The 19,817-nt window shown below is 67.2% G+C and carries 18 protein-coding genes; 12 read left to right on the forward strand and 6 right to left on the reverse strand.

The genetic code is table 11. The features are described from left to right. Positions 1-183: 183 nt before the first annotated feature. Positions 184-1,383, reverse strand: coding sequence for an MFS transporter (locus tag ACYDAT_RS11385; RefSeq protein WP_461450206.1), 1,200 nt, complete (start codon positions 1,381-1,383; stop codon positions 184-186). A gap of 135 nt (positions 1,384-1,518) precedes the next feature. Here ACYDAT_RS11385 and ACYDAT_RS11390 point away from each other — a divergent pair, with 135 nt between their 5' ends. Both ACYDAT_RS11390 and ACYDAT_RS11395 read left to right on the forward strand, forming a co-directional pair. After that, positions 1,519-2,517, forward strand: coding sequence for a polyprenyl synthetase family protein (locus tag ACYDAT_RS11390; RefSeq protein WP_461450208.1), 999 nt, complete (start codon positions 1,519-1,521; stop codon positions 2,515-2,517). Positions 2,518-2,611: 94 nt separating this feature from the next. Beyond that, complete coding sequence (locus ACYDAT_RS11395; protein ID WP_461450210.1) at positions 2,612-3,064, forward strand: c-type cytochrome; 453 nt, start codon at positions 2,612-2,614, stop codon at positions 3,062-3,064. A 36-nt stretch (positions 3,065-3,100) separates the two neighbouring features. Here the strand turns inward: ACYDAT_RS11395 and ACYDAT_RS11400 are convergent, their stop codons facing one another. Together ACYDAT_RS11400 and ACYDAT_RS11405 are read right to left on the reverse strand one after the other, a co-directional pair. Next, entirely contained in the window at positions 3,101-4,285 is a 1,185-nt protein-coding gene (locus ACYDAT_RS11400) for an FAD-dependent oxidoreductase (RefSeq protein WP_461450212.1), read from the reverse strand. Next, entirely contained in the window at positions 4,282-5,499 is a 1,218-nt protein-coding gene (locus ACYDAT_RS11405; RefSeq protein ID WP_461450214.1) for an FAD-dependent monooxygenase, read from the reverse strand. Before ACYDAT_RS11405 ends, ACYDAT_RS11400 begins: the two co-directional genes overlap by 4 nt. Before the next feature lie 47 nt (positions 5,500-5,546). Here ACYDAT_RS11405 and ACYDAT_RS11410 point away from each other — a divergent pair, with 47 nt between their 5' ends. The 4 genes from ACYDAT_RS11410 to ACYDAT_RS11425 all read left to right on the forward strand — a co-directional run bounded on the left by ACYDAT_RS11410 (position 5,547) and on the right by ACYDAT_RS11425 (position 8,629). Next, positions 5,547-6,152 carry a histidine phosphatase family protein gene (locus tag ACYDAT_RS11410; protein WP_461450216.1) on the forward strand — a complete coding sequence of 202 codons (606 nt, stop codon included), beginning with the start codon at positions 5,547-5,549 and terminating at the stop codon, positions 6,150-6,152. Positions 6,153-6,318: 166 nt separating this feature from the next. Further along, positions 6,319-6,882, forward strand: a complete 564-nt coding sequence (locus ACYDAT_RS11415) for a DUF6580 family putative transport protein (RefSeq protein ID WP_461450218.1) — start codon at positions 6,319-6,321, stop codon at positions 6,880-6,882. A 66-nt stretch (positions 6,883-6,948) separates the two neighbouring features. Further along, the gene (locus ACYDAT_RS11420) at positions 6,949-7,512 is read left to right on the forward strand and encodes a cob(I)yrinic acid a,c-diamide adenosyltransferase (protein ID WP_461439024.1); all 564 of its coding nucleotides are present in this window, start codon (positions 6,949-6,951) and stop codon (positions 7,510-7,512) included. A 184-nt stretch (positions 7,513-7,696) separates the two neighbouring features. After that, positions 7,697-8,629, forward strand: coding sequence for a histone deacetylase family protein (locus ACYDAT_RS11425; protein WP_461439023.1), 933 nt, complete (start codon positions 7,697-7,699; stop codon positions 8,627-8,629). Positions 8,630-8,636: 7 nt separating this feature from the next. On the opposite strand, the gene msrB is transcribed toward ACYDAT_RS11425, so the two are convergent. Continuing rightward, on the reverse strand, positions 8,637-9,059 hold the full coding sequence (msrB, locus tag ACYDAT_RS11430) for a peptide-methionine (R)-S-oxide reductase MsrB (RefSeq protein WP_461450220.1): 423 nt from the start codon (positions 9,057-9,059) through the stop codon (positions 8,637-8,639). 68 nt (positions 9,060-9,127) lie between these two features. On the opposite strand from msrB, the gene ACYDAT_RS11435 reads away from it, so the two are divergent. The 6 genes from ACYDAT_RS11435 to ACYDAT_RS11460 all read left to right on the forward strand — a co-directional run bounded on the left by ACYDAT_RS11435 (position 9,128) and on the right by ACYDAT_RS11460 (position 15,897). Continuing rightward, on the forward strand, positions 9,128-11,389 hold the full coding sequence (locus tag ACYDAT_RS11435) for an LPS-assembly protein LptD (RefSeq protein WP_461450222.1): 2,262 nt from the start codon (positions 9,128-9,130) through the stop codon (positions 11,387-11,389). A gap of 33 nt (positions 11,390-11,422) precedes the next feature. Then, positions 11,423-12,748, forward strand: a complete 1,326-nt coding sequence (locus ACYDAT_RS11440; protein ID WP_461439020.1) for a peptidylprolyl isomerase — start codon at positions 11,423-11,425, stop codon at positions 12,746-12,748. Positions 12,749-12,751: 3 nt separating this feature from the next. Beyond that, positions 12,752-13,747 carry a 4-hydroxythreonine-4-phosphate dehydrogenase PdxA gene (gene pdxA, locus ACYDAT_RS11445; RefSeq protein ID WP_461440902.1) on the forward strand — a complete coding sequence of 332 codons (996 nt, stop codon included), beginning with the start codon at positions 12,752-12,754 and terminating at the stop codon, positions 13,745-13,747. After that, positions 13,744-14,547 carry a 16S rRNA (adenine(1518)-N(6)/adenine(1519)-N(6))-dimethyltransferase RsmA gene (rsmA, locus tag ACYDAT_RS11450; RefSeq protein WP_461450224.1) on the forward strand — a complete coding sequence of 268 codons (804 nt, stop codon included), beginning with the start codon at positions 13,744-13,746 and terminating at the stop codon, positions 14,545-14,547. The genes pdxA and rsmA overlap by 4 nt, the downstream gene beginning before the upstream one ends. Positions 14,548-14,594: 47 nt before the next feature. Continuing rightward, positions 14,595-14,978, forward strand: a complete 384-nt coding sequence (apaG, locus tag ACYDAT_RS11455) for a Co2+/Mg2+ efflux protein ApaG (RefSeq protein ID WP_461439017.1) — start codon at positions 14,595-14,597, stop codon at positions 14,976-14,978. A 67-nt stretch (positions 14,979-15,045) separates the two neighbouring features. Next, positions 15,046-15,897 carry a symmetrical bis(5'-nucleosyl)-tetraphosphatase gene (locus tag ACYDAT_RS11460; protein ID WP_461450226.1) on the forward strand — a complete coding sequence of 284 codons (852 nt, stop codon included), beginning with the start codon at positions 15,046-15,048 and terminating at the stop codon, positions 15,895-15,897. A 42-nt stretch (positions 15,898-15,939) separates the two neighbouring features. Here ACYDAT_RS11460 and secA read toward each other — a convergent pair whose 3' ends face one another. Together secA and ACYDAT_RS11470 are read right to left on the reverse strand one after the other, a co-directional pair. Continuing rightward, positions 15,940-18,693 carry a preprotein translocase subunit SecA gene (secA, locus tag ACYDAT_RS11465; protein ID WP_461439015.1) on the reverse strand — a complete coding sequence of 918 codons (2,754 nt, stop codon included), beginning with the start codon at positions 18,691-18,693 and terminating at the stop codon, positions 15,940-15,942. Positions 18,694-18,860: 167 nt separating this feature from the next. After that, positions 18,861-19,799: a peptidoglycan DD-metalloendopeptidase family protein gene (locus tag ACYDAT_RS11470; protein ID WP_461439014.1), complete on the reverse strand. Its 939-nt coding sequence runs from the start codon at positions 19,797-19,799 to the stop codon at positions 18,861-18,863. Between the last annotated feature and the right edge of the window lie 18 nt (positions 19,800-19,817).

A 19,817-nucleotide genomic window follows, 5' to 3' on the forward strand; every position in this document is an offset into this window, starting at 1 on the left:
CCGCTGTCGCAGGATGAAGTATCAGGAAACCTCTGAACAAGTCCCCTCGTGGACTTGCCAGAGGGCAAGCCAGCCATGGCTTGCGGAGGATCCGAACCTGTCCAGACCTTCCTCTGATCCAGACCTTCCTCTGAGGTTTGAAACTTTAGCACGCAGATACGGTCGTGCTGGCACCGCGCCCTGTCAGCCCGCGCCCCGTGCACCTGCCGGTGCCGGCTGGCCGAGGCGCGCGCCGGCCGGCAGCAACATGAGGAACCACAGTAGCGCCACGATCGCCGCCGTTGCGAACCCCCCGGCCACGCCGATCGTGCCCAGCAGCACGCCGCCGCTGGCGCCGCCAACGATCACGCCGAAAAACTGCGCCGCCGAATACGCGCCCAGCGCCGCGCCGCGCCGCGCCGGCTGCGCCAGCCGCGAAACCAGGCTGGGCAGGCTTGCCTCCAGCATGCTGAAGGCCACGAAAAACAGTATCGCGCCAAGAATGCCCATGCCCAGCGAGCCACGCGCAAATGCCAGCGCGGCCAACCCCAGCGCCAGCAGCAAGGCGCTGAATTGCAGCGCGCGTATACTGGCGCGCAGCCCACGCATGCGCGGCAAGGCCACGCCCATCACCAGCCCCGCGGTCAGCAGGGCCGGCACATACACCCGCCATTGCGCCCCCGCCACCAGGTGCAGTCCATGCGCCAACAGCAGCGGCATGACCACGAAAAACAGCGTCAGCAGTCCATGCAGGACGAATGCCGAGACATCCAGAACCAGCAAGCGCGTGTCGCGCAACGTGTGCACGATCGCGCCAAGTCCCTCGCTGCCGTGCGCGCGCGGCGCTGGCGCATGCGGCACCAGCAGCCACAGCGCCGCGATCGCCACCAGCACCAGCACGAAGGTCAGTCCGAACAGGCCCTGCAGCCCGCCCAAATGCGCCGCCAACGTCGAGCCCAGCAGCAGCGCCAGCAGAAACGCCAGCCCGATCGTGCCGCCGAGAATGCCCATGACCGCGTTGCGGCTGTGCTCGCCGGACAAATCCGCCGCCAGTGCCTGACTGGCGCCGGTCACCGCGCCGGTACCCTGCAGCGCGCGACCCAGAATGATGCCGTCGACCCCATGCGCCAACGCCGCGATCAGGCTGCCCAGCGCGAACAATGCCAAACCGAGGGTGATCACCGGCTTGCGCCCGATATGGTCGGACAACAAACCCAGCGGAATCTGCAGCAACAAATGCCCGACGCCGTAGATGCCCAGCGCCACGCCGATCAGCAATGGCGTCACCCCGGGCATGCGCTGCAAGTCCAGCGCCAGCACCGGCAGCACCAGAAACAGGCCGAACATGCGCAAACCCACCACCAGCGCCAGCGCGAGGGCACTGCGAATTTCCATCTTCGTCATGGATTTTGGGACCTTGATGGCGCACGAGAGTTCGCCGGCGCGGCCACGATTCACAACGCACCCACGACTCCGCGATGCGTGTGACCCTGTATGCCATGCCTATAATTGCAGTTGAACGATTCGTGAATCTACAGCATGAGTGTTGCCGCCCCCACCCAGGTCACTTCCCGATACGACGCTGTACGCGATCTGGCCGCCGCCGACATGGCCGGCGTCGATCGCGTGATCCGCGCGCGCCTCGGCTCCGAAGTGGCGCTGGTCAACCAGATCGCCGAGCACATCATCGGCGGCGGCGGCAAACGCCTGCGCCCGATGCTGCACGTGCTGGCCGCGCACGCTGCCGGCTATGTCGGCGACAAGCACCACAAGCTGGCCGCGGTGATCGAGTTCATTCACACCTCGACCCTGCTGCACGACGACGTGGTCGATGAATCCGGTCTGCGGCGCGGCCGCAAGACCGCCAACGCGCTGTGGGGCAACGCGGCCAGCGTGCTGGTGGGCGATTTTCTGTACTCGCGCTCGTTCCAACTGATGGTCGAGCTGGACGACATGCGGGTGATGGGCATCCTCGCCGATACCACCAACGCCATCGCCGAGGGCGAGGTGCTGCAACTGCTCAGTGTGGGCAATCCGGATACCGACGAAGCCGCCTACGTCCGCGTGATCGAGCGCAAGACCGCGGTGCTGTTCGCCGCCGCGTGTCGTCTCGGCGGCGTGCTGGCCGCCGCGCCACAGCCAATCTGCGAGGCATTGTGGCGCTACGGCCTGGAACTGGGTTTTGCCTTCCAGATCGCCGACGATCTGCTGGATTACACTTCGGATGCCGACACGCTCGGCAAGAACATCGGCGACGATCTGGCCGAGGGCAAGGTCACCCTGCCGCTGATTTATGCGCTGCGCGCGGCCGTGCCGGAACAGGCCGAGCTGCTGCGCAACGCCATCCGCCACCAAGGCAGCGGGCCACTGCACGAAGTGCTGGCGATCATCCACACCTGCGGTGCATTGCTGCAAGTGCGCGCACGCGCCGAAGCGCACGCCGAGGCCGCCCTCGCCGCATTGGCGCCGCTCACTCCCGGCACTGCCCGCGACGCGCTGGCCACGCTGGCGCGCTACACCGTCGACCGCGATCATTGATATCACGGCAGCGCGCGACCGTGGCTGCGCGCACTCGTGACCTCCGCGGCGTTTGGGTATAAACGTCGAACCACCAGCCATCAAGGGAAATACCATGCGTGCGCTCGTCCTGTTTGCCACCGCCGTGCTTGGCGCCAGTCTGGGCACTACCGCCCTCGCCGCCACCGTCAAGCCGGAAACCGCGGTCAATTATCGCCAGGGCATCTACCACGCCATCCTGTGGAATTTCGTGCCCATGGCGCAGATGGTGCGCGGCATGCGGCCGTGGAATCAGGCCACTTTCGCGCAAGGCGCCGCGCGCATCGAGTTCTACAGCCAGCAGTTGCTGGAAGGCTTTCCGCCCGGCTCGCTGACCGCCCGCAGCGAGGCCAAGCCCGCGATCTGGCAGCACTGGGCCGAGTTCAGCGCCAAGATGCAGAACTTCGAGAATGCCTCCGCCACGCTGGCCGCGGTCGCCAGAAACAGCGACCCGGCTGCCAGCAAGGCCGCGTTCATAAAAACCGCCGACACCTGCAAATCCTGCCACGACGCATTTCGCAGGGAGTAACCGTGCGGCATGGGCAGGCTCCTGCGCGGGGCTCGCTCAAGCCGGCCAGCCCGCCGCGTGCTGCGCGAGTTTGCGCTTGAGCGCCGGCATGACCTGCAACGCGCGCATGCCCAGACCACGTGCGATCATCACCGGCGCCGCCTGCAGCGCGAACAGGCGCGCCAGCGCATCGAACGAGTAGGCATCGCGCGCGTCGCTGCTGCGCCGGCGCCGCGCGTAACGCGCCAGCAGCGTGGCCGCACCCGGATCGCGGCCCTCGCGGCGCGCGGCGCCGAGCAAGTCGCACAATTCCTGCACATCGCGCAGACCGAGATTCACGCCCTGCCCGGCCAGCGGATGCACTGCGTGCGCGGCATCGCCGAGCAACGCCAGTCGCGGTGCGTCGAAGCGCTCGGCCAGCGCCAGACGCAACGCGAACGCGGCGCGCGTCGAGCGCAACTGCAGCGGCCCCAGACGAAAGTCGCTGGCCACACCGACCGCTTGCGCGAAATCTTCCTCGTCCAGCGCCAGCATGCGCGCGGCCTCGGCCTCGGGCAGCGACCACACCAGCGACACACGCCCGTCGGCCAGCGGCAGCAAGGCCAGCGGCCCGCCGGGCAGGAAACGCTGCCACGCCGTATGCGCATGTGGCCGCGCGCTGCGCAAATGCGCGACCACGGCGCGCTGGCCGTAGTCACGACCGCGCACGCCGATGCCGGCAGCCTGGCGCAACGGCGAGTCACGTCCGTCAGCAGCCAGCAGCAGACGCGCGCGCAGGCTGTCGCCATCGGCGAGATCAACGCGCGCGCCGTCCGCATCGACGGCATGGCCGACAGCCTGCGTGGCGCCGCGCAGCGCCACGCCTGCTTGCAACAATGCCTGCCACAGCGCCCACTGCAACAAACGGTTTTCGACGATCCAGCCCAGACATTGCGCATCCAGCAGACTGGCATCGAAATCAATAGCGGCGCCGCTGGCCGCGTCCCCTACATGCATGGCGCGATACGCCGCGACGCGCTCGCTCTGCACCAGCGGCCACACCCCCAGCGTCGCCAGCAGGCGCGCGCTGGACGGCGCCAGCGCGACCACGCGCAAATCCAGCTCCGGCCCCGGCGGCGCGGGCGGCGGCGCGGCATCCAGCAATTGCACCGTGTAACCCTGCCGCGCCAGCGCCAGCGCGGCGGCGGCGCCAACCATGCCGGCGCCGATCACGATGATGTCCGCGTCCATGTGCCGGCTCATGGCAGGGTTTCCAGAACCGCGTGCGGCGGTTGCCCGCGCCAGCCCATGCCGTGGCGCAGCAGGCGCTGGTGCAGCGGCGGCAGGACTTGCCCCGCAAACAGTCCCAACGAGCGCAACGGCCCAAGTGCGGGTTGCTGCAAACAACCCAGGGTCGCCAGCGCATGCGTGAAACGCAGCACACCATCGCGATCCGGCGCGCGCCGCGCGGCATACGCGGCCAGACGCGCGGCGTCGCCGGGATCACCACCTGTGGCCAGCAGTTCGGCCAGCGTGAGCGCATCGCGCAAGCCCAGATTGAAACCCTGCGCGCCGATCGGGTGCACGGTTTGCGCGGCGTTGCCCACCAGCACGGCGCGCGTGGCGACCAGCGCCGTGGCGACGCTGCGGCGGATCGACCACGCCTGCCGTCGCGCCGCATGCAGCAAACGCCCCGCGCGCCAGCCCAGGCGCTGCTGCGCGTAAGCCAGATATGCGGCTTCGTCCAGCGCCAGCACCGCCTCACAAGCTTCCGCGGCAATGCTGAGCACCAGCCCGGCGCGTTCGCCGGCCAGCGGCAGCAATGCCACCGGGCCATCATCGCCGAGGCGTTCGTAGGCGCAACCGTCCAGCGCGCGCGCGCAGCGCACCTGGCCGACGATCAGGCTTTGCCGGTAATCGTGACGCTGCACGTCGATGCCCAATGCCGCGCGCACCAGCGATTCGCTGCCGTCGGCGCCGACCACCAGCGCGTACCGCCGCGTCAGCACGCCCTGTGCGGTTTCAATCTCGACGCGCACCGCTGCGGCATCGACATGCAGCGCGCGCGCGCGCGCCGACGTCAGGTGCTCGACCTGCCGCGCCGCGCGCAAAGCGCTCTGCAGGGCCGCTCCCAGCGCACGTGCCGGCAGCGTATGTCCGAGGGAATCCACACCGGCCTCATGCGCATGCAGACGCAGGCTGCCGAAATCACCCGCGCGCGACACCAGCACGCGGCGCATCGGCTGCGCCTCGGCCTGCGCATGCGCCCATACACCGATCGCCTGCAAGCCATTGACCGTGGCGCGCGCCAGCGCCAGATTGCGCTCCTCGACGCTGGGCGCATCGGTGCGCTGCGGCGCCGCCTCGACCAGGGTGCAGGCGACATCGGCGGCATCCAACGCCAACGCCAGACTGCTACCCACGAGGCCACCACCGACAATCAGAATCTGCGCGTGCGCGCCATCGTTCTCGCTCATGCGCGCATGATACGCGGCCATACCCATGCTCGAAGCCAAGGCTTGTTATGGAACTGATCCTGGTGCGCGGCGGCGGCGCCGAAGCCACGCTCGGCACACTGCGCGGACAGGCGCCGTTGAGCCTGGGCAGCACGGGCTTCGCCGCGCTGGAGCGGCTCGCGGCCAGTTGGATCGGCCCGCCGCCGCAACTGCTGTATTGCTCGGATCTGCGTCGCGCGCTGCAGGGCGCGCAGATTTTCGCCGCGCGTTTCGCGCTCGAACCGCTGCCCGACGCGCGCCTGCGCGAGCTGGATCTGGGGCAATGGAATGGGGTCAATTTCGCCACTGCCAGCCTACGCCAACCCGTCGCGTGGCAGCAGTGGAACGCCGACTGGGTCGGCAGCGCGCCGCCCGGCGGCGAGTGCTGGCTGAACCTGGCGCGGCGCGTGCGCGGTTGGCTGAGTGGCCTTGCCGCACACGCTGACGACGAACGCCGCGTGCTGGTGATAAGCCACGAGAATCCGTTGCGCGCGCTGCTGGCCGAGGTGCTGGAACTGCCGCCCGCGACCACGCGCCGGCTGCGCATCGAGCCGGCGCACGCCAGCGCGCTGCGCCTCGCTGGCGGCACCTTTGAAGTATCCTATTTGAACTCGCCGCAGTTTCTGCTGCTTTGATCCAGGCATTGTGTTGCGGTTTGCCGAACTGTTCGGCGCATGGATGCGCCGCCGCGACAAGCACCCCAGCGCTTGTCGCGACAAAGGTGGCGCGGCTTTGCCGCGTCCGTTTGCTTGCAAACCGCGGCAGGATGCCCGGTTTTGCAACTCTATATAGGAACGCCCCATGCCCGCAGCGGTTGTCCGCCTCATCACGCCACGCGCGCTCACCCTCAGTCTCCTGATCGCGCTGGCGGTGGCGACGCGTCTGGTGATCCATTTCATTCCCGGCGTGATCCCCTACAACTTCACCCCGGTCGAGGCGCTGGGTTTGTTTGGCGGCACCTGGTTCGCGGATCGCCGCAGCGCCTTCATGGTGCCGCTGGCGGCCATGGCGGTGTCCGATCTGATCATCGGCCTGTACCCGCTGCTGCCGTTGGTCTATGCCTGCATCGCCGGCAGCGTGTTGCTGGGTTTCCGTTTGCGCCAGCGACGCGGCGTACTCGCCATCGCCACGGCCGCGGTGGTCAGCAGCACGGGCTTTTTCGTGATCACCAACTTCGGCGTGTGGGCCAGCACCGGCATGTACCCGCACAGCTTCGCCGGGCTGCTCGCCTGCTACGTGGCCGGGCTGCCGTTCTATCCAGCCACGCTGGCCGGCACGCTGGTGTGGAGCGCTATCCTGTTCGGCGGTTACGCGCTACTGGCGCGACGCTGGCCGACGCTGGCCGCGGCGGCGCCCGCCCGTTGAGACGGGCGTCTTGCGCGCTTAGCCACGCGGCGCAATTGACCTCGGTGCCAGATCTGCGGAGTGCACATGGGCAACCGGCTTTCGAAAATCTACACGCGCACCGGCGATGACGGCAGCACCGGCCTGGGCGATGGTTCGCGCGTGCGCAAGGATGCCGCGCGCGTCGGCGCCTACGGCAGCGTGGACGAGCTCAACAGCGTGCTGGGCATGCTGCTGACCAACGCGCTGCCTGCCGCCATGGCCGAGGAGCTGACGCGCATCCAGCACACGCTGTTCGATCTCGGCGGCGAGCTGTGCATTCCGGGCATGGCGCTGATCGAACCAGTCGATATCGACTGGCTGGAACAAACGCTCGATCGCTACAACGCCGACCTGCCGCCGCTCAAGGACTTCATCCTGCCCGGCGGCGGCATGGCCGCGGCGACCTGTCATCTGGCGCGCACCGTGTGCCGCCGCGCCGAACGCGAGACGGTGGCGCTGGCGCGCGCCGAAAGCGTGCGCGCCGAGGTGCTGGGCTATCTCAATCGGCTGTCCGATCTGCTGTTCGTGCTGGCGCGCGTGCTGGCCCGCGCCAGTGGCGCCGGCGAGGTACTGTGGCAGCGCCAGCACCGCCGCCCTGAGAACCCGTGAACAATTCCCCTTGCCGCCTACCGCGGCCGAGTCTGAGCGCGCCCGGCAGCGTTGCGGAAGCCCAGAAAATCGTTCACGTGGCCCGCGCTACGCTCGCGATTTTCTGCACCCCGCGCCTTGCCGGCCACGCCCAGGCTCAGCCTTGCGACGGCAAGGGATTCATTCACCGGTTTTGAGCCCACCCATGCTGCGCCTGTATACCCACGAAGCCTGCCTCGCGCACCAACCCGGCGCCGGACATCCTGAATCGCCGGCGCGGCTTGCCGCCGTGCTGCGCGCGCTGGATCACGATCATTACGCCGCGCTGGACCGCTGCGAGGCGCCGTGCGCGACGCGCGCGATGCTCGAGCGCGCGCACGATGCGGACTACCTCGAACGCATCTTCGCCATCGCCGCCGAAAGCGCGCGCAGCGGCGAAACCCTGCATCTGGATGCCGACACGGTGCTGTCGCCGCATTCACTCGAAGCCGCCTTGCGCGCCGCCGGCGCGGTGATCGCGGCGATCGATGCCGTACTCGACGGCGCGTGCCGGCGTGCGTTTTGCGCGGTGCGCCCACCCGGCCACCACGCCACGGCCACGCAAGCGATGGGCTTTTGCATCTTCAACAGCATCGCCATCGGCGCCGCGCATGCGCTGGCGGTGCATGGCCTCAAGCGCGTGGCGATCATCGATTTCGATGTGCACCACGGCAACGGCACGCAAGACATCGCCACGCACGAGCCGCGCGTGCTGTACCTGTCCAGCCACCAAAGCCCGCTGTATCCGGGCACCGGCGCGGCCAGCGAGCATGGCAGCGGCAACGTGTTCAATGCGCCGCTGCCGCCCGGCACCGGCAGCGAGGAATTTCGCGCCACCTGGCGCGAGCTGCTGCTGCCACGTCTGGTCGCGTTCCGGCCGCAGTTGATCCTGGTCTCAGCCGGCTTCGACGCGCACCGTCTGGACCCGCTGGCCGACATGAATCTGGGCAGCGAGGATTTCGCCTGGCTGGGCGCCGAGCTGGCAGCACTGGCCGATGCGCATGCGTCAGGCCGGCTGGTTTCGGCACTGGAAGGCGGCTACAGCCTCACTGCGCTGGCCGCGGCGGTGCCGGCTTACCTGGCCGCGCAGCTCGACTGAAAGCCGCTCAGCGACGATTTTCAGCCGCGTCGCGCGCGACGAAATCCAGCGCCAGCGAGTTGATGCAATAGCGCAAGCCGGTCGGCGGTGGGCCATCGGGAAACACGTGGCCGAGATGCGAGCCACAGCCCGCACAGCGCGCCTCGACGCGGCGCATGCCGTGACTGACGTCATCGTGCTCGATCACCGCGACCAGATTGATCGGCTGCCAGAAACTGGGCCAGCCCGAGCCGGAGTCGTACTTGGCCGTGGAGTCGAACAACGGTGCCGCGCAAGCGACGCAGACGTAGGTGCCATCGGCGTGGTGTTGATACCAGCGCCCACTGAACGGTGCCTCGGTGGCGGAACAGCGGCACACGGCGTACTGCTCGGGGCTGAGCTGCGCGCGCCAGTGCGCGTCGGCGGGGGTTTGCCTGGTGGCGTCGTTCATGAGCGAACGCGTTCCCGATTGCGTGGGGCTTCTGCTAGTTTACGCGCGTCTTCCTGGGGATGCCGCGCGTGCCCTGCTTGCGTTCATTGCCGCATCGGCGACTGGTTGTTCTTGCCCTCTCTCTTGTCTTGTTCGACGCCAGTGCCGCGACCCTGGCGCAGGGTGCGGATGCGCTGTGTCCGCTCGGCGCCCGCGACTGCGCGCGCCCACGCTACAACTACAGCCAGTGCCGCAGAAACGATCTGCTGGATTTCTATGTGCCCGGCCTGCCCGCGACCAACCGCAACGCGCGCGCCAAACTGCCGGTGCAAATCCACGCCGCCAACGCCCGCAGCAGTGATGGCGAGCAATACCAGCTCAGTGGCCACGTGCATCTGGCGCGCGGCGATCATCTGCTGCAGGCGCCCAATGTCGATTACACGCGCAGCACCACGGCGTACAGCGCATATGGCGGCGTCACCTATCAGGATCAGAGCCTGTTGCTTTCAGCGCAGAGCATCAGCGGCACCACCACGCCCGAACGCGCCGATGCCCGGCAGGTGCGCTACCAGTTGCTGCAAGCGCGCGGCAACGGTCGCGCGCGCAGCGCGCAGATTCTCGACAGCGTGCACAGCCGCTATCAGGACGCCACCTACAGCACTTGCGATCCGCAAAGCCGGCTGTGGGATTTCCAGGGCCACCAGTTCGACATCAACCGCGCCACCGGCATCGGCATCGCGCACGATGTCAGCATGCGCTTCATGGGCGTGCCGTTCTTGTGGTTGCCGTGGATGCGCTTTCCAGTCAACGGCCAGCGCCTGAGCGGATTCCTGGCACCCAGTTTCGGCGGCTCCAGCAACAGCGGTATGTATCTGCGCGTCCCCTATTACCTCAATCTCGCGCCTAACTACGATGCCACCCTGGAGCCGGCGTTTTACAGCCTGCGCGGCCCGATGCTGGGCGGCCAGTTCCGTTATCTGCTCGATGCCAGCAAGGGTGAGTTGAACTTCAACTACATGCCCCACGACAACCTCTACGGCGGCAAGCGCTGGATGCTGCAGTACCAGGACAGCACCGCGCTGACTCCGGACTGGAGCTTCAATGCCAACATCAACCGCGTCAGCGACAATACCTACTTCGAGGATTTCGGCAACAGCCTGACCCTCGCCGCGACCAGCCTGCTCGGCTCCAGCGCCTACATCAACGGCGGTGGCAGTTGGTGGAACGCGGCGCTGGGCGTGGACACCTACCAGCTCACCGATCCGACGTTGCCGCAGGACGTGCAGCCCTACAGCCGCCTGCCGCGCGGCGTGCTGGATCTGGATATTCCGCTCAGCGGGCCTCTGATCTTCGGCCTGCGCAGCGAAGCGGTGGCCTTCCGCAAGCACGGTGCACCAGAGGGCGATCGTCTCGATCTGTACCCGTACCTGGAAGCGCCCTTGCAGGGCGCGGCGTGGTTTTTGCGCCCCAGGCTGGGTTTTCGCTACACACGGTACTGGCTGCAGGGCAACAACGGCGATCCTTCGCGCGCACTGCCCATCGCGCAACTCGACAGCGGCCTGATCTTCGACCGCAGCGTCAATCTGTTCGGCCACAGCTACACGCAAACCCTGGAGCCACGCGCGTATTACCTGTACGTGCCCTACCGCAACCAGAACAACTTGCCGATCTTCGATACGCAGCCGCTGACGTTCGACTGGTGGAGCCTGTTCAGCAGCAATCAGTACACCGGCGCCGACCGCCAAGTGAACGCCAACAATCTGACCTTGGCGTTGAGCACGCGCCTGATCGACAGCTCGGGCATCCAACGCTTTTCCGCGGGCATCGGCCAGATCCGCTACTTCACCCCGCAGCGCGTGCAACTGCCAGGTTATCCGGTGCTCAATCAAGCCGGCTCGGCCTATGTCGGCATGGTCAGCGTGGGCTTGAGCCGCAACTGGAGCCTCGACCTCACCCAGCAGTACGACCCCAACCTGCATCGCACCACCGTGTCGAGCGTCGGAATCCAACGTCGGCTGAATGGCGATGGCGTGCTGAATCTGGCGTATCGCTACCGGCGCGGACTGTTCGATCAGTACGACGTGTCGGCGCTGTGGCCGGTCAGCCCGAGCTGGAGTCTGGTTGGGCGCTGGGACTACTCGGTGGCGAACCACAAGACACTGGAAGCTTTTGGCGGCGTGGAATGGGATAGCTGCTGCGTGTCCGTGCGTGGCGTGCTGCGCCGCTACGTGACCAACTTTCAGGGCAACGAGACCAATGCAATCATGCTCGAGGTGGTATTCAATGGCATCGGCGGGCTCGGCTCCCGCACGGGCAACTTTCTCTCGCATGCTATTCTTGGCTATCAATAATTCCGCCGTACCGCGGCTGCGAGCCTGTTCTCCATGAAGCGAAATTCCGCCCTCCTCGTGCTGGCGCTGGCACTTTCCGTGCCGCTCATCGCCCAGGCGCAACTGCTGCAGCCCATGCAGCCGCTGGACCACATCGTCGCCGTGGTCAATGACGGTGTGGTGCTGCAAAGCGAACTCGATGCTGCGCTGACGCAAGTGCAGCGGCAGTTCGCGCAGAACCCGCAAGCGCTGCCGCCCAAGCCGGTGCTGGAGCGTCAGGTGCTGGAGCGTTTGATCCTGATGAAGCTGCAGGTGCAGCGCGCCGAGGAAAACGGTGTGCGCGCCACGGATCAGGAAATCGACGCCGCGGTGCAGAACATCGCCCAGCAGAATCACCTTGACCTGACGCAGTTGCGCCAGTCGCTGGCGCAACAGGGCATCGACTATGCCGCGTTTCGCAAGCAGATCGCCGAGCAGATCATGGTGCAGAAGCTGCGCGACAACGTGATCCACGGCGCCGTGCAGGTCAGCGACGCCGAGGTCAACAACCTGATCAACAGCCCGCTGTTCAAGGCCGGCGAGGTCAACATCGCGCAGATTCTCATCGCGGTGCCCGAGGGCGCCTCACCGGATCAGGTCAGCGCCGCCAAGGCCAAGGCGGACGAGGTCGAGAAGCAGATCGCCGGCGGCATGGATTTCAAGGCTGCCGCCATTCGCTATTCGCAGGCGCCAAACGCCCTGGATGGCGGCGTGGTCGGCTGGCGCCGCGTGGATGAGCTGGCGCCCGCGCTGGCCGATCTGGCCATCAAGATGCAGCCCGGACAAGTCACCCCGCCGCTGCGCGCGCCCGAGGGTTTCTACATCCTCAAGCTGGAAGGCCGGCGTGCGGCACCGCCGGTGATCGTCACCGAGTTCCATGCGCGCGATCTGCTGATCCGCACCTCCGATCTGGTCAGCAGCGCACAGGCCGATGCCAGGATTCTCGCCTTGCGCGAGGATATCGTTGATCACAAGGCCGACTTCGCCACGCTGGCGCGCAAGGATTCGCAGGACGACACCACCGCCAATGACGGCGGCGACATGGGCTGGTTCACCGTCGATCACTGGGGAACAGTGGTCGGCAAGGTACTGCCCACGCTGAAGGATGGCGAGGTCAGCCAACCGCTGCAGGTGCCCGAGGGCTGGTTGCTGGTGCAGCGCCTCGGCACGCGCCAGGCGGATCGCACGGCGCAGGTACAGCGCGAACAGGCGCGCATGGCTATCGGCAGCCGCAAGGCCGAGGACGCCTACAACAGCTTCCTGCGCGATCTGCGTTCCAGCGCCTACGTGCGCATCATGCTGCCCAAGGCGGCGGGCACCGCCGCTGCGCCGCAGGGCTGATGTATGCACGCGGCGCCGCCGCGTCTGCTGCTGACGCCGGGTGAGCCGGCCGGCATCGGCCCGGAATTGGCAGTGCGTCTCGCCCACACCGACCTGGCGGCCGACCTGGTTGCCTGCGCCGATCCCGATCTGCTGCGTCGCGCGGCCACCCGGCTGGGCTTGCCGCTGCATTTGAGCGATGCCGACGATCAGGCCATCGGCGCGCGCGCGCGCGGCCGGCTGCGCGTGCTGCCGGTGGTGCTGGCACAGCCGGAGACTCCGGGGCATCTGGATGCGCGCAACGCCGCCTACGTGCTGGAAACCCTGGCGCGCGCCAGCGACGCCTGCCGCGCTGGCCATTACGCCGCGCTGGTCACCGGGCCGGTACACAAGGGCATCATCAACGATGCCGGCATTCCATTCACCGGCCACACCGAATTCTTCGCCGCGCGCACCGCCGCCGACGTGCTGATGCTGCTGGCCGGCCCGCACCTGCGCATCGCGTTGGCGACCACGCATTTGCCGTTGGCCGCGGTGCCGGCAGCGATCACGCCAGAACGGCTGCGCCGCGTGCTGGGCGCGCTGTGGCACGGTCTGCAGCGCGATTTCGGCATACCCGCACCGCGCATCGCCGTGCTTGGGCTGAATCCGCACGCCGGTGAAAACGGACATCTCGGCCGCGAAGAGATCGATATCATCATTCCGACCCTCGATGCACTGCGCGGCGACGGCATGCACCTGCTCGGACCGCTGCCCGCCGATACCGCCTTCGCGCCGGCCGCGCGCGCGCGCTACGATGCGGTACTGGCCATGTACCACGATCAGGCGCTGCCAGTGCTCAAGGCCGAAGCATTCGACAGTGGCGTCAATATCACCCTGGGCTTGCCCTACGTGCGCACCTCGGTCGACCACGGCACCGCGCTGGACATCGCCGGCCACAATCGCGCCGAGGTCAACAGCCTGCTCAGCGCCGCGCGCATGGCGCTGCAACTGTCTGCGCGCCGTGCGCAGGCCGCATGAACGGCGCGACGCGGCCGAAAAAGCATATCGGCCAGCACTTTCTGCACGATCGCGACATCATCGAACGCATCGTCACGGCCGTGGCGCCGCAACCCGGCGACGCGCTGCTCGAGATCGGCCCCGGCGAGGGCGTGCTGACCCTGCCGCTGCTGCGCGCCGCCGGCGTGCTGACCGCGATCGAGCTGGACCTTGATCTGCTCGAACCGCTGCGCGCGCGTGCCGCCGCGGTCGGCATGCTGCAGTTGCTGCATGCCGACGTGCTCAAGGTCGATCTGGGCATGCTGGCGGCCGCGCGGCCGCTGCGCATCGTCGGCAACCTGCCCTACTACATTTCCAGTCCGATCCTGTTCCACTGCCTGGCCTACGCCGCGCATATCCGCGACATGCATTTCATGCTGCAGCAGGAAGTGGTCGAGCGCATGGCCGCGGCGCCGGGCGGTAAGGATTACGGGCGCCTGAGCGTGATGCTGCAACTGGCGTGCACGGTCGAGCCGCTGCTGCAGGTGCCGGCGCGCGCGTTCCGGCCGCCACCCAGGGTCGAATCCGCGGTGGTGCGGCTGACCCCGCTGGCGCGCGAGGCACTGCCGCAGGTTGCGCCTGCGGCGCTCGAGCAAGTCGTGCGCGCGGCCTTCGGTCAGCGTCGCAAGACCCTGGGCAACGCGCTGCGCGGCGTGCTTGATGCGGATGCCATCCGCGTCTGTGGCATCGATCCGCAACTGCGCGCCGAGCGTCTCGCGCCGGCCGACTTCGTGCGCCTCGCGCAGCAATTCGGCGTCGCGCGTGCGGCATCCGTACTTTGAGTGCGCGACGCTTGCCGCTGCCCGCGGCACTGGCCCACAATCCGCGCATGTCCGATCTGAATGCCTACCACGTCGCCGTGCAGGTGCGAAGCCGCTATCTGCCCGAGCAATCCGAACCCGATGCGCAGCGCTACGCTTTCGCCTATACCGTGCGTCTGCACAATGCCGGAGGCGTTGCCGCGCGCCTGCTCAGCCGCCACTGGTTGATCACCGATGCCGAGGGCCGCACCGAGGAAGTGCGCGGCGATGGCGTGGTCGGCGTGCAACCGCTGCTGCAGCCGGGCGAGCAATACGAGTACACATCGGGCGCGGTACTCAAGACCAGTCTGGGTACGATGCAAGGCAGCTACATGATGCAAGCCGTGGACGGCACGCGCTTCGCCGCCGACATCCCCGCGTTCGTGCTCAGCACCCCGCGCATTCTGCATTGAACGTGCATCGCGCCAAAGAACAGCGTGCGCATTCCCATTTGTCGCACGCGCTCCGAGGGCTGCGCTGATGGCGATCTGGGCCATAGGCGACATACAAGGCTGCTACCCCGAATTGCAGCGCCTGATCGAGCGCCTGCGCTTCGATCCGGCGCGCGACCGACTATGGTTTTGCGGCGATCTGGTCAACCGCGGCGGACAATCGCTGGAAGTGCTGCGCCTGGTGCGCGATCTGGGTGATCGCACCGTGGTCACGCTGGGCAATCACGACCTCAGCCTGCTGGCGGTGGCGCAACGCGATGAGGCCGCCCAGGCGCGCGTCAACCCGGAACTGCGCGGCGTGTTGTTCGCCCACGATCGCGAGCCGCTGCTGGAATGGCTGCGCACGCGCCGTCTGCTGTACCACGACGCCGCGCTCAACTACACGCTGGTGCACGCCGGATTCGCGCAACGCTGGAACCTGAAGCAGGCGCAGCGCGTGGCCACTGAAATCGAGCGCGAACTGCGTGGCCCGCAGCATGCGCGCTTGCTGCAGCACCTGTTCGGCAATCGTCCGGCGCTGTGGCATCCGGGCCTGAAGGGCACCGAGCGGCTGCGTGCCGGCATCAACGTGCTCACGCGCATGCGCTATTGCGATGCGCGTGGACGTCTGGACTTCGACGCCAAAGGCAGCCCCGGCAGCCAGCCGGCCGGACTGTATCCATGGTTCGAAGTGCCGGGCATGCTGCGCCGGGAAACGCGCATCGTGTTCGGGCATTGGTCCGCGCTGGGCCGCTTCGCCGGACTGGGTGTATTCGGGTTGGACACAGGCTGCGTATGGGGAGGGCGCCTGACCGCGATGCGTCTGGACAGCGCCGAGCCGGAGTTCGTCAGCGTCGCCGCCGAGGCCACGCGCAAGCGCGATCCGCGCGGCGAGGAATAAGCCCCGGCTCAGCATGCAGCCAAGGCTTGCCGCGGGTGTTGCTCAGCCCAGACGGCCGTGGCAGTGCTTGTACTTCTTGCCGGAGCCGCACGGGCAGGGTTCGTTGCGGCCGACCTTGGGGCCATCGCGCACCACGGTGGCCGGCGCGGCCAGCGCCACCGTCGCAGCCTGCTCGCCGAAGCGCGCCTCGACCACATCGCCATCGGCCGGCGGCGCGGCGTAGCCGCTAACCTCGGCGTGCCGGAATTCCAGCGCGGCGCGCTGCGCCTGATCCTGGCGCTCGGCTTCCATGGCCGCGATTTCGGCTTCGCTCTGCAGGCGGATGCGCGCGAGGATCTGCGTGACCTCGGCCTTGACGCCATCGAGCATGCTCGAAAACAACAGCAGCGATTCGCGCTTGAATTCCTGCTTGGGCTGCTTCTGCGCGTAACCGCGCAGGTAAATGCCCTGACGCAGGTAATCCATGCTGGACAAATGCTCCTTCCAGGCGTTGTCGAGCACGGTGAGCATGACCTGCTTTTCCAACTGCCGCATGTTCTCGGCGCCGAGCGCGGCTTCCTTCTCCGCGAACTGGCGTTCGGCGACCTCCAACACGTGGCGCAGGATGCGCTCGTGGTTGACGTCGCTCTGCGTCTCGATCCAGTTGGGCAGATCCAGCTCGATGGCGTAGTCGGTGGCCAGTGCGCGATCCAGTCCGGCGATGTCCCACTGCTCGTCGACGCTGTCCGGCGGAACGTGACGGTTGACCAGCTCGGCGAACACGTCGGCGCGAATATCGTGGATCGATTCGGCGACCTCACTGGCATCCAGCAACTCATTGCGCTGCTCGTAGATCACCTTGCGCTGGTCGTTGGCGGTATCGTCGAACTCCAGCAGGTTCTTGCGGATGTCGAAGTTGTGCTGCTCGACCTTGCGTTGCGCCTTCTCGATCTGGCGCGAAACCATGCGCTCCTCGATGGCGTCGTCTTCCTTCATGCCGAAAGCGCGCATCCAGCGCGCCACCGCCTCGCCACCGAAGATGCGCATGAGGTTGTCCTCGAGCGCGATGTAAAAGCGCGAGGAACCCGGATCGCCCTGCCGGCCGGAGCGGCCGCGCAACTGATTGTCGATGCGCCGCGATTCATGGCGCTCGGTGCCGATGATGTGCAAGCCTCCGGCGGCGATGGCCTCGTCGTGGCGCTTCTGCCATTCGGCCTTCACACGCTGGCGCTCGGCGTCGCCGGCATCGGCCGGCAACGCGGCCAGCTCGGCATCCAGCGAACCACCCAGCACGATGTCGGTGCCGCGCCCGGCCATGTTGGTGGCGATGGTCACCGCCTTGGGACGCCCCGCCTGCGCGACGATCTGCGCCTCGCGCTCATGCTGCTTGGCGTTGAGCACTTCGTGCGGGATTTTCTCCGCGCGCAGTTTCTGCGAAAGCAGCTCGGACACCTCGATCGAGGTGGTGCCCACCAGCACCGGCTGGCCACGCTGGTAGCAGTCCTTGATATCGGCGATGACCGCGTTGTATTTGGCATCGCGGTTGAGGAACACCAGGTCGTGGTGGTCATTGCGCACCATCGGCCGGTGCGTGGGGATGACCACCACTTCGAGACCGTAGATCGACTGGAACTCGTAGGCCTCGGTATCGGCCGTTCCGGTCATGCCCGAGAGCTTGCGATACATGCGGAACAGGTTCTGAAAGGTGATCGTGGCGAGGGTCTGGTTCTCGCGCTGAATGGGCACGGATTCCTTGGCCTCGACCGCCTGATGCAAACCCTCGGACCAGCGTCGTCCGGGCAGCGTACGCCCGGTGAACTCGTCGACGATGATCACCTCGCCATCGCGCACGATGTAATCGACATCGCGGTGGTACAGCGCGTGCGCGCGCAAGCCGGCGTTGAGGTGATGCACCGCGCCCAGGTTGCGCGTGTCGTACAGGCTGGTGTCCGCGTCGATCACGCCGCCCTGGCGCAGCAACTGCTCGGCGTGTTCCATGCCCTCTTCCGACAGATACACCTGCTTCTGTTTTTCGTCCACCCAGTAGTCGCCTTCGCTGTCCTCCTTCTCCTGCCGAATCAGGTTGGGCACGATGCGGTTGACCTTGATGTACTGCTCAGGCGAATCCTCGGCCGGGCCGGAGATGATCAGCGGCGTGCGCGCCTCGTCGATCAGGATCGAATCCACCTCGTCGACGATGGCGTAGTGCAGGCCGCGCTGGAAGCGCTGATCCTTGCTCAAGGCCATGTTGTCGCGCAGATAGTCGAAGCCGAATTCGTTGTTGGTGCCATAGGTGATGTCGGCGGCGTAGGCGCCGGACTTGTCGGCGTTCTCCATGCCCGGATAAACCACGCCCACGCTCATGCCGAGGAAGCCGTAAATCTTGCCCATCCAGGCGGAGTCGCGCTTCGCCAGGTAGTCGTTGACGGTGACCACGTGCACGCCTTTGCCTTCCAGCGCGTTGAGGTACACCGGCAGCGTCGCCACCAAGGTCTTGCCTTCGCCGGTGCGCATCTCGGCGATCCTGCCCATGTGCAGGATCATGCCGCCGATCATCTGCACGTCGTAATGGCGCATGCCGATCACGCGCTGCGCGGCCTCGCGCACGGTAGCGAAGGCCTCGGGCAGCAGATCATCGATGCTCTCGCCCTTGGCCAGACGCGCGCGGAATTCCACGGTTTTGCCCTTGAGTTCGTCGTCAGTGAACTTCCCCCATGCGGGTTCGAGCGCATTGATGCGCGCGACCTTGCGCTGCAGCTGCCGCACCACACGCTCGTTGCGACTGCCAAAAACGCCGGTCAAGACTCGATTCAACATCAGGGGATCGCTCGCAACGGTGGCGCGGCCGGGCCGCGCAAAAGGCAGAGGATACTACGCCGACACCCGGCTTCGGATGGCGGCGCGCGGCGCGAATTCAACGGCGAGGGCGTGCCGCGGCCAGGCACGCACTGACATGTGCGCAGCAAGGCGCGCGGCCGCAACACTTACAAACGACGCCGGGCCTTCACGAAGGCCAGCGGATTGATGACCTTGCCGCGATACCAGACCTCGAAATGCACGTGCGGTCCGGTGGAGCGTCCTGTCGAGCCCACCAGCGCCAGTTCCTGCCCGACGCGCACCGGCTCGCCGACGTGCACCAGCAGTTTTTCGGCGTGCGCGTAGCGGGTCAGATAACCGTTGCCGTGGTCCACCTCGACGACATTGCCGTAACCGTTGCGCACCCCGGCGAAGCTGACGATGCCGCGCGCCACGCTGGTGATCGGCGTGCCCGCGGGCGCGTCAATATCGAGCCCGGTGTGGAATTCGCGGCCACCGGTGAACGGATCGGTGCGTGGGCCGTAGTAGGAATCGATGAAGCCGTTGGCCACTGGCATGCCGCTGGGCTGTGCCGCGGCATCGACCTTGCGATCCAGCAGCAGGCGCTCAAGCAGGCCGAGCTGGGTCTGCTGCGCGTCGAAACGCAGGCGCAAGGCGGTGAGGCCGCGGTCGATGTCCTGCGGCAGCGCGCTGACCTGCTGCAGGGGTACTTCCGGTCCGCCGATCGCGGGGTCGGTGTCGAAGTTGAACTCGCCACCGTCAAGTTTTCCGGCCCGCGCCAGGCGTTCGCCCAGCGCGCCCAGGCGCAACGACTGCGCTTCGAGCTGACCCAGCTTGACCGCCAGCGCGTTGAGATCGCGCTGCGCGCCGCGCTGCGCGCTATCGAGATCGGCTCGCTGTGCGCTCAACTGCGCGCGCAGCGTGCGTACTTCAGCCAGCGCGTGATCGCGCGGGCTGTAGATCAGCCAGCTCAGCGCCACGCCCAGTGCGATCAGAGCCAGCGCACTGCCGGCCAGCGCGCCCAGCGCCAGCAGACGCTGGCGCGAATGGCGCAGGTCGATGCTGCGGGGCGCCTTGCGCGAGTCGGAGACCAGTATGATGTTCATGTTCGGCAATTCCGAGGT

This window comes from Metallibacterium sp. (assembly GCF_054637675.1).

Bases quoted from the DNA above. Each gene is read 5' to 3' on its own strand.
- ACYDAT_RS11385 (WP_461450206.1), bottom strand. From the start codon at position 1,383: ATGACGAAGATGGAAATTCGCAGTGCCCTCGCGCTGGCGCTGGTGGTG.
- ACYDAT_RS11390 (WP_461450208.1), top strand. From the start codon at position 1,519: ATGAGTGTTGCCGCCCCCACCCAGGTCACTTCCCGATACGACGCTGTA.
- ACYDAT_RS11395 (WP_461450210.1), top strand. From the start codon at position 2,612: ATGCGTGCGCTCGTCCTGTTTGCCACCGCCGTGCTTGGCGCCAGTCTG.
- ACYDAT_RS11400 (WP_461450212.1), bottom strand. From the start codon at position 4,285: ATGAGCCGGCACATGGACGCGGACATCATCGTGATCGGCGCCGGCATG.
- ACYDAT_RS11405 (WP_461450214.1), bottom strand. From the start codon at position 5,499: ATGAGCGAGAACGATGGCGCGCACGCGCAGATTCTGATTGTCGGTGGT.
- ACYDAT_RS11410 (WP_461450216.1), top strand. From the start codon at position 5,547: ATGGAACTGATCCTGGTGCGCGGCGGCGGCGCCGAAGCCACGCTCGGC.
- ACYDAT_RS11415 (WP_461450218.1), top strand. From the start codon at position 6,319: ATGCCCGCAGCGGTTGTCCGCCTCATCACGCCACGCGCGCTCACCCTC.
- ACYDAT_RS11420 (WP_461439024.1), top strand. From the start codon at position 6,949: ATGGGCAACCGGCTTTCGAAAATCTACACGCGCACCGGCGATGACGGC.
- ACYDAT_RS11425 (WP_461439023.1), top strand. From the start codon at position 7,697: ATGCTGCGCCTGTATACCCACGAAGCCTGCCTCGCGCACCAACCCGGC.
- msrB (WP_461450220.1), bottom strand. From the start codon at position 9,059: ATGAACGACGCCACCAGGCAAACCCCCGCCGACGCGCACTGGCGCGCG.
- ACYDAT_RS11440 (WP_461439020.1), top strand. From the start codon at position 11,423: ATGAAGCGAAATTCCGCCCTCCTCGTGCTGGCGCTGGCACTTTCCGTG.
- pdxA (WP_461440902.1), top strand. From the start codon at position 12,752: ATGCACGCGGCGCCGCCGCGTCTGCTGCTGACGCCGGGTGAGCCGGCC.
- rsmA (WP_461450224.1), top strand. From the start codon at position 13,744: ATGAACGGCGCGACGCGGCCGAAAAAGCATATCGGCCAGCACTTTCTG.
- apaG (WP_461439017.1), top strand. From the start codon at position 14,595: ATGTCCGATCTGAATGCCTACCACGTCGCCGTGCAGGTGCGAAGCCGC.
- ACYDAT_RS11460 (WP_461450226.1), top strand. From the start codon at position 15,046: ATGGCGATCTGGGCCATAGGCGACATACAAGGCTGCTACCCCGAATTG.
- secA (WP_461439015.1), bottom strand. From the start codon at position 18,693: ATGTTGAATCGAGTCTTGACCGGCGTTTTTGGCAGTCGCAACGAGCGT.
- ACYDAT_RS11470 (WP_461439014.1), bottom strand. From the start codon at position 19,799: ATGAACATCATACTGGTCTCCGACTCGCGCAAGGCGCCCCGCAGCATC.